11 protein-coding genes are annotated in these 11,656 nt (G+C 72.3%); 9 read left to right on the top strand and 2 right to left on the bottom strand.

What is annotated here, in order from left to right:
• Positions 1-94: 94 nt before the first annotated feature.
• Positions 95-946 (top strand): helix-turn-helix transcriptional regulator, encoded by an 852-nt coding sequence (locus tag QI633_RS07795; protein WP_141799655.1) that lies wholly within the window; start codon positions 95-97, stop codon positions 944-946.
• Here QI633_RS07795 and QI633_RS07790 read toward each other — a convergent pair.
• Positions 936-1,571 carry a TetR/AcrR family transcriptional regulator gene (locus QI633_RS07790; protein ID WP_160158295.1) on the bottom strand — a complete coding sequence of 212 codons (636 nt, stop codon included), beginning with the start codon at positions 1,569-1,571 and terminating at the stop codon, positions 936-938. The genes QI633_RS07795 and QI633_RS07790 overlap by 11 nt on opposite strands.
• Positions 1,572-1,667: 96 nt before the next feature.
• On the opposite strand from QI633_RS07790, the gene QI633_RS07785 reads away from it, so the two are divergent.
• Genes QI633_RS07785 through QI633_RS07755 form a run of 7 tightly spaced genes read left to right on the top strand, consistent with a single transcriptional unit; the run spans position 1,668 to position 9,287 of the window.
• Positions 1,668-3,761 (top strand): acetate--CoA ligase family protein, encoded by a 2,094-nt coding sequence (locus tag QI633_RS07785; protein ID WP_282428592.1) that lies wholly within the window; start codon positions 1,668-1,670, stop codon positions 3,759-3,761.
• Positions 3,762-3,778: 17 nt separating this feature from the next.
• The gene (locus QI633_RS07780; protein ID WP_260806092.1) at positions 3,779-4,591 is read left to right on the top strand and encodes an ABC transporter ATP-binding protein; all 813 of its coding nucleotides are present in this window, start codon (positions 3,779-3,781) and stop codon (positions 4,589-4,591) included.
• Positions 4,588-5,418 (top strand): ABC transporter permease, encoded by an 831-nt coding sequence (locus QI633_RS07775; RefSeq protein WP_222117886.1) that lies wholly within the window; start codon positions 4,588-4,590, stop codon positions 5,416-5,418. The genes QI633_RS07780 and QI633_RS07775 overlap by 4 nt, the downstream gene beginning before the upstream one ends.
• Before the next feature lie 38 nt (positions 5,419-5,456).
• Positions 5,457-6,446, top strand: a complete 990-nt coding sequence (locus tag QI633_RS07770; protein WP_141799659.1) for an ABC transporter substrate-binding protein — start codon at positions 5,457-5,459, stop codon at positions 6,444-6,446.
• Positions 6,447-6,453: 7 nt separating this feature from the next.
• A complete protein-coding gene (locus tag QI633_RS07765) occupies positions 6,454-7,155 on the top strand; it encodes an NIPSNAP family containing protein (protein WP_141799660.1) in 702 nt (233 codons plus the stop codon).
• A 19-nt stretch (positions 7,156-7,174) separates the two neighbouring features.
• Positions 7,175-8,398 (top strand): CoA transferase, encoded by a 1,224-nt coding sequence (locus tag QI633_RS07760; protein ID WP_141799661.1) that lies wholly within the window; start codon positions 7,175-7,177, stop codon positions 8,396-8,398.
• Between the two features lie 10 nt (positions 8,399-8,408).
• Positions 8,409-9,287 (top strand): SDR family NAD(P)-dependent oxidoreductase, encoded by an 879-nt coding sequence (locus QI633_RS07755; RefSeq protein WP_141799662.1) that lies wholly within the window; start codon positions 8,409-8,411, stop codon positions 9,285-9,287.
• 5 nt (positions 9,288-9,292) lie between these two features.
• Here the strand turns inward: QI633_RS07755 and zwf are convergent, their stop codons facing one another.
• Positions 9,293-10,741: a glucose-6-phosphate dehydrogenase gene (gene zwf / locus QI633_RS07750; protein WP_141799663.1), complete on the bottom strand. Its 1,449-nt coding sequence runs from the start codon at positions 10,739-10,741 to the stop codon at positions 9,293-9,295.
• A 163-nt stretch (positions 10,742-10,904) separates the two neighbouring features.
• Between zwf and QI633_RS07745 the strand changes: the two genes are divergently transcribed.
• Positions 10,905-11,645 carry a hypothetical protein gene (locus QI633_RS07745; protein ID WP_141799664.1) on the top strand — a complete coding sequence of 247 codons (741 nt, stop codon included), beginning with the start codon at positions 10,905-10,907 and terminating at the stop codon, positions 11,643-11,645.
• Positions 11,646-11,656 lie beyond the last annotated feature (11 nt).

The raw sequence follows: 11,656 nt of genomic DNA, 5'->3' as shown, positions 1-11,656 counted from the left end.
GCCACACCGCCCCCGAACCCCTCGAAGGAGGTACTACCCCCCAAGGAGGGTGCTGTCGTTGCCGCCTGTGACCGCAGTCACCTACCGTGGAGACATGGCCCTCGACCTCGCGCGCACCGTGGCGGAGTTCCACGCCGCCGGGCGTGGCGACATGGCCTTCGGCGGACCGGTCACGACCGGCGGCGCGGCGATCCACGTCACCGCGCTCCACGGCGCCAAGACCGGCTCGCTGCGGGGCCTGCGGGTCCGCTCCGGCTACGGCCTGGGCGGCAAGGCACTCCTGCTGGGCCGGCCCGCGTCGGTCACCAACTACTACGACGCCCGCGGCATCACCCACCAGTACGACGTCCCGGTGCGGGCCGAGGAGCTGGAGACGGTCACGGCGCTGCCGATCATGGTCGACCGGGCGCCGCGGATGGTCGTCTACATCGGCCACCGGACCCAGGTCCACCTCGGCGACGTCTGGTACGACGCCTTCCTGCCACTCGTGCGCCGCGTCGAGCGCGAGCTCGCGGTCGACGACGAGGTCCGGCGCCGGCTCGCCGGGCTCGAACCCGTCGCCCAGCGCACCACCCCCGACGTGGCGCTGACCCGCGCCGACCTGCGCGACATCTCCGACGAGCTCGCCGACCTCGCCTCGCTGGTCCAGGACGAGGCCCTGCGCGCCCGCCTCGAGGAGGTCCGCAGCCGCGTGGACCACGGCCGATCCCCCGCGGGGCCTGCTGCTCGTCGTACGGGCGACGAGGTGCCGACGGGCCTGGCCGCCCGTGAGGTCGACGTGCTCGCCCACGTCGCGCTCGGCCAGAGCAACCGCGAGGTCGCGGACTCACTCGGGATCGTCGAGAGCACCGTGAAGTCGTACCTCAAGAACGCGATGCGCAAGCTGCACGCGACCAACCGCGTCCACGCCGTACGGCTGGCGCGGGAGGCCGGCGTCATCGACTGACCGGTCGCGCCCCGTCGATCAGGACCGCACACAGTGTGTCGACGTTGCGCGTCGTGGGATCGCCCAGGATGTCGGCCCGCCGGCCCGGGTCCGCGAGACCGGTGATGGCGGTGAAGATGAGCCAGGTCATGCCGGCCGGTGAGATGTCGGCGCGCAGCGACCCGTCGCCCTGGCCGCGGCGGATGACCATGTGCCAGATCGCGATGCAGCGCTGGCCGTCGGCGACCAGGGACTCCGCGCCGGGCTCGCGCCGCACCTGCATGAGCTCGCGGACCATCGTGAGGTGGTCGAAGGGGTGCTCCGTGGCGACCGCGGTGGCGGCCCGGATCAGGTTCTCGAGGCGGGCGACGCCGGTGCCGGGCTTGTGTGAGGCGGCCTGCAGCTCTGGGACGAGCGCCGCGAAGTAGCGCTTGCCGACGGCGATCAGCAGCTCGTCCTTGCTCGCGAAGTGGTTGTAGATCGACGGCGCCCGCATGCCGGCGGCATCGGCGATCGTGCGCATCGAGGCGCCGCGCAGGCCGTGGGTCGCGAAGGACTCCGCGGCGGCGTCGAGGATCCGCTCGGCCGGGTTCGTCCCCGGCCTGCCGCGCGGCCGGCCGCGCCGTCGTGTCGTGTCGTCGTTCATGGGACTCCGCATCCTAGGCCTTGACAGACTAACGATCGTTAGTAAAACCTGACACTCCCCCCGAACCAAGCATTTGCTTCGCCCAAGGAGTGTTGGATGGACCACATCGACCGCGCGAGCGTCGACCTCGACGCCCTGTTCCGACCCGAGCGGGTGGCGGTGATCGGGGCCTCGAACGCCGAGGGGCGGCCGACGACCCTCAACTGGCGCCGGGTCGCCGCGTGGGCCGCGCGCGTCGGCGCCGAGGCGGTGCCCGTCCACCCCCGCCGCGAGGTCATCGACGGCATGACCGCCTACCGCAGCGTCGAGGACGTCCCCGGCAAGGTCGACGTCGCGATCGTGCTCATCGGCGACGTCGACTCGGTGCTGCCCGGCATCGCCGCGAAGGGGGTGGGCTTCGTGGTCCTCTTCGCGGCCGGGTACGCCGAGACCGGCCCGGCCGGCGAGCAGCGGCAGGCCGAGCTGGTCCGCTCGCTGCGGGCGGCCGGCGTCCGCGCGCTCGGGCCGAACACCAACATGAACCTCTTCGAGGAGTTCCGCACCGACCTGCCCGGGCGGCCGATCGCGCTCATCACCCAGAGCGGCCACCAGGGCCGCCCCGTCTTCCAGGGGCAGGAGCTGGGCATCCGGTTCAGCCACTGGGCGCCGACCGGCAACGAGGCCGACCTGAACGCCGCACACTTCGTCGACTACTTCGCACACGAGGAGGACACCGGCGCGATCGCGCTCTACCTCGAGGGCTTCGCCGACGGGACGGCGTTCCGGCGGGCCGCCCGCGCCGCCGCCCGCCGCGGCGTCCCGCTGGTCGCGGTCAAGGTGGGCCGGACCGAGCTCGGTCGCTCCTGGGCGATGTCGCACACCGGGCACCTGGCCGGCGCGGACGACGTTGCGTCGGCCGTGCTGCGCCAGTACGGCGTCGCCAGGGTCGACGGGCTCGACGAGCTCCTCGACACCGCGGCCCTCTTCGCCCGGGCCGGCGACCCGCCGCACGCGGGCGTCTGCGTCTACGCGATCAGCGGCGGGACGAGTGCCCACATGGCCGACCTGCTCGGCGCGGCCGGGCTCGAGCTCCCCGAGCTCAGCCCGGAGACCGTCACCACGCTGCGCCAGTGGATCCCCGACTACCTGCGGGTGAGCAACCCCGTCGACAACGGTGGCCACCCGGTGGGCGACTGGCGCGGCCGGCGCATCCTCGAGACGATCCTGGCCGACCCCGCCGTCGGCATCCTGGTCGTCCCCATCACCGGCGCCTTCCCGCCGATGAGCGACACGCTCGTCGCCGACCTGGTCGCCGTCGCCGAGACGACCGACAAGCCGATCTGCGTCATCTGGGGATCCCCCTCCGGCACCGAGGACGCCTACCGCCGGGTGCTGCTCGGCTCCCGGCTCCCCGTCTTCCGCACGTTCGGCAACTGCGTCGCCGCGATCCGCGCGCTCGCCGACCACCTCGAGTTCCGGCAACGGGCACACGAGCTGCCCGAGGTCCCCGACCCGCCGCGGACCGACGCCGCTGCCGGGCGCCAGCTCACCGAGCTCGACGCGAAGAGCCTGCTCGCCGAGCACGGCGTACCGGTCTCGCGCGACGTGCTGTGCGCGGACGCCGACGAGGTGGCCCGGGCGATCGAGCGCCACGGCGGCGCCGTCGTGCTCAAGGCGGTGGTCGACGGGCTCGCCCACAAGTCCGACCTCGGGCTGGTCCGGCTCGGGATCACCGATGCCGTGGCGGGACGCGCCGTCGTCGCCGACTTCGAGCGGATCGTCGCGGATCTCCCTGACAGCGAGCTCGCCGGCGTCCTGGTCAGTGAGCAGGTCGACGGCGGCGTCGAGATGGTCGTCGGCATCGCTCCCGACCCGGTGTTCGGTCCGACCGTGATGCTCGGCGTCGGCGGGGTGGCGGTGGAGATCTACCGCGACGTGTCCTTCCGGGTTCCGCCTTTCGACCGGTCCGAGGTGCACCGGATGATCGCGAACCTCACCGGATCGGCCCTGCTCACCGGGTTCCGCGGCTCACCGCCGGTCGACCTGGAGCCGCTCGTCGACGTCGTCATGGCCGTGCAGCGCCTGGCCGCCGACGGGGTCGTCACCGAGCTCGACATCAATCCGCTCATCGTCCTGCCCGAGCGCGTCGTCGCCGTCGACGCACTCGCCTCGATCCCCGACCAGCACCAGAACGCCGGAGCCGTCGCATGAACATCCCAGGAGCCACCTTGTCCCCCACCACCGAGCCCGCCACGACGGGCACCGCCGCTATCGAGGTGCGCGGCGTCGGCAAGAGGTACGGCACCCGTGACGCCGTCGTCGCCCTCGACGGCGTCGACCTCACGGTGCGCCAGGGCGAGTTCGTCTGCCTGGTCGGGCCGTCCGGCTGCGGCAAGTCGACCCTGCTGCGGATGATGGCCGGGCTCCACCGACCCAGTGAGGGCGAGGTCCTGGTCCACCACGAGGCCACCGGCCGCACGCCGACGGCGATGGTGTTCCAGGACTACGGGATCTTCCCGTGGAAGTCGGTGCGGGCCAACGTCCGGTTCGGCCTCGACGTCGCGGGCGTGCCGCGTGCCCAGGCGACCCGGACCGTCGACACGTGGCTGTCCCGCCTGGGCCTGGCCGACTTCGCCGACGCCTTCCCGGCGACCCTCTCGGGCGGCATGCGCCAGCGCGTCTCCATCGCCCGGGCGCTCGCCGTCGAGCCCGAGGTGCTCCTGCTCGACGAGCCGTTCGCGGCGCTCGACGCCCAGCTGCGCACCGTGCTCCAGGAGGAGCTCCTCGCGCTGTGGCAGAGCGACCGGCGCACGGTCGTCTTCGTGACCCACAGCCTGGAGGAGGCCATCCTGCTCGGCGACCGTGTCGTCGTCATGTCCGCCCGTCCGGGCCGGATCCTCGCCGATCTCCCCGTGCCGCTCGACCGGCCGCGCTCGGCCGAGACCCGGGGCGAGCCCGCGTTCGCGGCCCTGGAGCAGCAGCTCTGGTCACTCCTGCGCGACGAGGTCTCCCGCACCTTCGAGGGCGGGAGGGCCTCGTGAGCGCCACGGTGGCGGTCCGGCCGACGGCCGCGGAGATCGACCCGGTCCGGACGGCCCGCCGGCGCCGGCGGCTGGAGCGGTCGCTCGCCGTACTGACGCCGATGGTCGTGCTCGTCGCCTGGGAGGTCGCGGCGCGCACGGACGCCATCCCGGTGCGCTTCTTCCCCGCACCGACGATGATCCTGTCGACCGCCGGCGAGATGATCCGCAGTGGCGTGCTGCTCGACGACCTCGGCGCGACCCTGCGCCGCGTGGTGGTCGGGTTCGTCGCCGGTTCTGCGGCCGGTGCCGGGGCCGGCCTCGCGCTCGGGCTGTCCGGACTCGTCCGCGCGGCGCTCGACCCGTTCCTCTCGGCGCTCTACACCGTGCCGAAGCTCGCGCTCCTGCCACTGCTCCTGCTGATCTTCGGGCTCGGCGAGACGCCCCTCGTCCTGCTGGTCGCGCTGTCCGTCTTCTTCCCCACGTGGATCACCTGCATGGCCGGCGTGACCGCCATCCCGGAGGGCTACCGCGAGGCGGCCCGCGCCTTCGGCGCGAGCCGCTGGGACATGTTCCGCCACGTGCTGTGGCCGGCCTTCCTCCCGCAGCTGTTCGTCGCCCTGCGGCTCTCGGTGGGCGTCGCCATCCTCGTCATCGTCGGCGCCGAGTTCGTCCAGGGCAACAGCGGCGTCGGCTTCCGGATCTGGCACAGCTGGTCGCTCTTCCAGGCCCGGCCGATGTACGTCGGCATCTGCGTCATCGCTCTTCTCGGGTTGCTCTGCACGACCTTGGTGACCGCCCTAGGACGGCGGCTCCTCCCCTGGGCGCAGCCGGCGAACCGCCGGTGACCGCGCCACCCCACCACGACCCCAGCAAAGGAACCCACGTGTTGACCCGAAAGCTCGCCCTGCTCCTCGCCGGGCTCCTCGGCAGCGTCCTGCTCGCCGCCTGCGGCTCGTCGGACGACGCCGCCGACAAGAAGACCGTCAAGGTCGCCATCTCCGCCAAGCTCGAGGCCTTCGCGCCGCTGTTGGTCGGCATGGAGCTCGGAAGCTATGCCGACCAGGACATCGACGTCGAGATCGTCACCGCCGCACCCAGCGACGCGATGGTCCTGCTCGCCACCGGCGAGGTGGACGCCGTGTTCAGCGCGCCGAGCGCGGCCTTCTTCAACGCGGTGTCCGGCGGCTCGCCCATCAAGATCGTGGCACCCGGCATGTTCCCGCCGCCGAACAGCCGATCCGGCCTGTGGGTCAGCAAGGACCTCGCACCGAACGGCACCTTCGACCCCGCGAAGCTGCGCGGCCAGACCGTCGCGACCGCCGTCGGCGCCGGTGCGCCGGTCTCGATGGTGCTGGAGGAGGAGCTCGAGCGCAGCGGCATCTCCGCGAGTGACGTGGAGTTCCAGACGATGGGTGCCACGGACATCCTCGTCGCCCTCGAGAGCGGCGCGGTCAAGGCCGGCTGGCTCTCCGACCCGGTGTGGCTCGAGGCGGAGAAGTCCGCCGACCTCGCCTTCGCGTTCGGCCAGCCGGAGGACATCACCATGGGCGCGGTGCTCTTCGGCCCCAACCTGCTGGAGAAGGACCGGGACAAGGGCAAGCGCCTCCTGGCCGGCATGCGCAGCGTCGTCGCCGATCACCTCCAGGGCGCCTACCACGACGACCCCGAGGTCCGCGCCGCGCTGGTGAAGCAGCTCGAGATCTCCGACGACCAGCTCGACAAGCTGCCCGAGCTCGTCTTCCCGCCCGACCTGGCCTACCCGGACGGCCTCACCGACCGCTACCAGGCGACCTACGCCCGGCAGGACGGCGTGCTGGTCTACTCCGACCCGCTCACCGAGGACGAGGTCATCGACGCCAACCTCGCCAAGTAGCCGCCCGGTGAGCGCGATCTACATCCACGAGGAGATCGACATCATCGGGGCCCGCCGCGCCGACTACATGGAGCACATGACGTCGGGCTGGGACGCCGCCGCGCGCGCCGAGCGCGGGATGCGCTGCTTCGGGGTCTGGGCGACGGTCGGCAGCACCGGCCGCTGGCCGAGCGTCGTCAACATGTGGGAGCTGGACGGCTGGAAGGGACTCGCGGCCAACTTCGCCCACGAGCTCTCGCACGACTCGCTCCAGGACCCCACGCTGGCCAGGTGGTGGTCCGCGGCCGCCGAGCTCCGCTCCGGCGGGCGCGACCGCATCCTGCTGCCGGCCGACTACAGCCCGAGCATCGAGGCACTGTGCGCGGACCTGCCGCCCGCCGCCTGCCACCTCCACGAGGTGGTGGCGGTAGCACGGGGATCAGCGCGCGAGTACCTCTCGCTCCTGGCCGACCAATGGCTGGACACAGCGCTCGCCGCGGGACTCCGGCTCACCGGCGCCTACCGGACCGCGATGGTCTCCGACAGCGAGGTGATCGTCGTGTGGTCGGTCCCGGACTGGGACCACTGGGCGCAGGTCGAGGAGCTCCTCGACCACGATCCCGCCGTCGACCGGTGGCGCGAGCGCACCGCCGGCCTCGTCCTGTCCGACCGACGCACCCTGCTGTGCGCCGCTCCGAAGTCGCCCCTGCGCACCGGCCGCCAGCCCTGACCCTCGAGAGGAATCCTCCGTGACCCACCCACCCCTGCTCGACGGCATCCGCGTCGTCGAGTGCACGCTGCTGGAGCCCGGCGCCCTGGGCATGACCCTCGGCGACCTCGGCGCCGAGGTCATCAAGGTCGAACCCCCGGGCGGCGACTACATCCGCCGGCTCGGCTGGCCGATCGTCGAGGGGAGCTCGCTGCTGCACTGGCACGTCAACCGCGGCAAGCGGTCGATCCGCCTCGACCTGCGCTCGCCGGGCGGCCCCGAGGTGTTCCTCGACCTCGTCGCCGGGGCCGACATCGTGGTCGAGGGCATGCGGCCCGGCGCCCTGGAGCGCCGCGGCCTCGGCTTCGACCGGCTTCGCGGGGTCAACCCGGCGATCGTGCTCTGCTCGCTGTCCGGGTTCGGCATCGACGGGCCCTACCGCGACCTGCCGTCGCACGGCGTCGGCTTCGACGCGTGGGCCGGCCTCGCCGCGCCGGCCGTCGACGAGCAGGGGTTCACCTACATCCCCGAGCACACGGGCACCGGGACCAAGGTCGGCCCGCTGTGGGGAGCGCTCGCGGCGGTGTCCGCCGTGCTCCGCGCCCGTCGTACCGGCGTCGGGTGCCACCTCGACATCTCCCAGAGCGACGCGGCCGCCTTCAGCAACTGGCTGCCGATCGAGGGGCACCGGGCCTACGAGCGGCCGGAGCCCGAGGTGACCGGCAACCCGGCCGACGGTGGGGCCCGGCGGCGGCCGGGTCCGGGCGGCATGGAGGAGGCGGTGCGCTACCAGTACTACCGCTCCGCCGACGGGCACGTCCTCTTCCAGGCGTCCGAGCAGGAGTTCTGGCGCAACTTCTGCGTCGCCTGCGACCGGCTCGATCTCTTCGAGGGACGCGAGGGCCAGCAGTACGGCGACCACGCGACCGGCGACCGGGACCTGCGTGCCGAGCTGCGCGCACTCTTCGCGACCCGGACCACCGCGGACTGGGTCGAGCTCGGGCTGGCGATCGACTGCCCCATCGCGCCGGTCAACGACGCCGCCGGGATCGGCCGCGACCCCCAGTTCGCGCACCGCATGCCCTGGTGGCCCGCGGCCGAGCACGGCGCCGACCTGCTGCCGACACCGGTCAACGTCGTCGGCGAGCAGCGCCGCCCGCCCCGGCGCGCGCCCGAGGTCGGCGCGGACACCGAAGCGGTGCTCGCCGAGCTCGGGTACGCCGAGGACCGGGTAGCCTCGCTGCGCCGTGCCGGTGTCATCTAGGAGCCCAGCAGTGCCACAGCAGCAGGACCGCCGCGTCGCCGTCGTCACCGGAGCCAGCCGTGGGCTGGGCAAGGGGATCGCCCTCGCCCTGGGCGAGGCCGGCTACACCGTCTACGTCACCGGCCGCAGCGTCGCACCCGGGTCACACGACCTCGGCGGCACCATCGGCGAGACCGCCGAGCAGGTCACCGAGCGCGGTGGGACCGGGGTGGCGGTGGCGTGCGACCACCGCGACGACGGGGCGGTCGCGGCCCTCGTCGAGCAGGTACGGCGCGAGCAGGGACACCTGGACCTGCTGGTCAACAACGCGTTCGCCGTACCCGACGAGGTCACCGCGGGCGGCGGGTTCTGGGAGAAGCCGCTCGACGCGGTGATGATGTTCGACGTCGGGCTGCGCTCGACGTACACGACGACCTGGCACGCCACTCCCCTGCTGCTGGAGTCGGCGCAGCGGGCACCGCTGGTCGTCAACATCTCCGGCTTCGGCGCGGTCTGCTACCTGCACGGTCCGGCGTACGGCGCGGTGAAGGCGGGCGTCGACAAGATGACCCACGACATGGCCGTCGACCTGGCCGACACCGGGGTCAGCGTCGTGGCCCTGTGGCCGGGGCTGCTGCGCACCGAGCGGACGATGCGGGTCGTCGACGCCGACCCGGACCTGTACGCCGCCTCGCTGCCGATCATGGAGCACCCTGAGCTGACCGGGCGGGTGATCGCGGCGCTCGCCGGCGGCCCGGCCGGAGTCAAGCGGGAGAAGACCGGGCGGGCGCTGATCGGTGCCGAGCTGGCGAGCGAGCTCGGGGTGAGCGACGTCGACGGCCGCACGCCGGTCTCCCGGCGCGACCTGCTCGGCGGGCCGGTCGGCTACAGCGACGTGGTCGTGCGCTAGCCGGGTCAGCCGCCCATGGCGTTGGGGTTGCGCCACTGCCGCTCGAACGGCAGCCGCCAGGCGTACGGCGCCACCAGCTGGTGGATCTGGTTCGGGCCCCAGCTGCCCTGCCGGTAGGGCCGGACGACGGGCGGATTCTCGAGCAGCGGCTCGGAGACCTCCCACAGCCGCTCGATGCCCTCGGCGGAGGTGAACAGGGTCTGGTCGCCGCGCGCGGCGTCGTAGATCAGCCGCTCGTAGGCCTCGAGCACGGAGCCGGCCCAGGTGGTGTCGCCCATCGCGAACTGCATCGAGAGCTTGTCGAGCTTCATGCCCGGACCGGGCCGCTTTCCGTAGAAGGACAGCGACATCTTGGCCTTGTCGGCCAGGTCGAAGGTCAGGTGGTCGGGGCCGTGGTCGCCGACGCCGGAGTTCTTCGGGAACATCGAGCGCGGCGGCTCCTTGAACGCGATCGAGATGATCCGGGCACCCTCGGCCATCCGCTTGCCGGTGCGCAGGTAGAACGGGACGCCGGCCCAGCGCCAGTTGTCGACGAAGCACTTGAGCGCGATGAAGGTCTCGGTCTCCGACTCGGGCGCCACGCCCTCGATGTCACGGTAGCCCTGGTACTGACCGCGTACGACGTTCGCCGGGTCGATCGGCATCATCGAGCGGAAGACCTTGTTCTTCTCCTCGCGGATCGCGTCGGGGTGCAGCGACGTGGGCGGCTCCATCGCGGTGAACGCGAGGACCTGGAACAGGTGGGTGACCACCATGTCCTTGTAGGCGCCGGTGGACTCGTAGAAGTTGGCGCGCTGCTCGAGCCCGAGCTCCTCGGGCACGTCGATCTGCACGTGGTCGATGTTGTTGCGGTGCCAGATCGGCTCGAACAGGCCGTTGGCGAAGCGGAAGGCGAGGATGTTCTGCGCGGCCTCCTTCCCGAGGAAGTGGTCGATCCGGTAGATCTGCGACTCGTCGAAGGTCTTGTGCAGCTCGGCGTTGAGCGCCTTCGCCGAGGCGAGGTCGACCCCGAACGGCTTCTCCATGATGATCCGGCTGCCCTCGGCCAGGCCGGCGTCGTCGAGGGTCTTCACCACCGACAGCGCGGCCTTCGGCGGGACGCTCAGGTAGTGCAGCCGGACCCGGTCCCCCGACCACTCGGACTCGGCCTTCTCGACCGCGGCACGCAGGCCCGCCGGCCCCTCGCTGCCGGGGGCCCAGTGCAGCAGCTTCGCGAACTCCGGCCAGGCCGCCATGTCGCCGTCGTCGCCGGAGAACTCCTGGACCGCCTCGTGCACGAACTGCACGAAGGACTCGGTGGTGTGCTCGTCGAGCGACGTACCGATGATCTGCAGCTGGGGCAGCAGCCCGGTCTCGAACAGGTGCAGCATCCCCGGCAGCAGCTTGCGGCGGGCGAGGTCTCCCGTCGCGCCGAAGAGCACGACCGTCACGGGCTTCTGGGTCTTCGGTGCCATGTCGTCCACTCTGCCTCCTCGTCGTTACGGCCACGATAACGAGCGGCGTACGACGACGGCCGGGCAAAGACCCGCGCGCGCCGGGAACCCGGTGGCGGACTCGGACCTCGTGGGTGCATCAGGGGCGACTCGGCGTCCGCCACCTTCCACCGAGGAGACCTCGATGTCATCACGAACGATCGCGGCCCGCGTGGCCCTCGCCGCGGCTCTCCTGCCGCTGGCCGCCGGCTGCTCCGACGACGAGCCCGCGGAGGCGACCCAGCAGGATGGTCCGTCCGTGGCCGCCGATCGATCCTCGGCTCCTGCCGCCGACCTTCCGGAGGGGATCCTCGCGCTCCCCGCGCGCGGGCCGGGCGAGGACTCCGTGAGTCTCGCAGCAGGCCGCTACCGCATCCCGCTCGACGACTCCCTCGCCTTCGACGTCGACCTCCCCACCGACACCTCCGCCCACGACGACGGCCTCTTCCTCGCCACCGACAGCTTCATCCTCAAGACCGAGCTCGCCGGCGACCAGTACGGCGTCCCCCGCGACCCCTGCACCGACCAGACCATCGTCCCCACCGGACCCACGGTCGACGACCTCGTCCAAGCCCTCACCACACTGCCGGCCTACCAGGTCTCGCCCCCGCAACCCGTCGACCTCGGCGGCGCGCACGGCACCTACCTCGAAGCCCGCATCCCCGCCGGCTACGACGACACCAAGTGCGACGGCAGCGCCATCCAGCTCCCCGGCAACCCCGACACCGCCGTCAGCGGCCCCGCCCCCTACACCGGCCACTGGTGGATCCTCGACGTCGACGGCCGACGCGTCGTCGTCCAGCAGAACTGCTGGGGCTGCAGCAAGAAGGAGTTCGCCCGCGCCCCCGAGGCGCCGCAGAGCATCACCTTCACACCGGCCCCGTGATGCGGGACGGT

This window comes from Nocardioides sp. QY071 (genome assembly GCF_029961765.1).
Classification (GTDB): Bacteria; Actinomycetota; Actinomycetes; order Propionibacteriales; family Nocardioidaceae; genus Nocardioides.
Note: the sequence above shows the minus strand (reverse complement) of the source record. Positions and strands in the feature narration are given on the sequence as shown.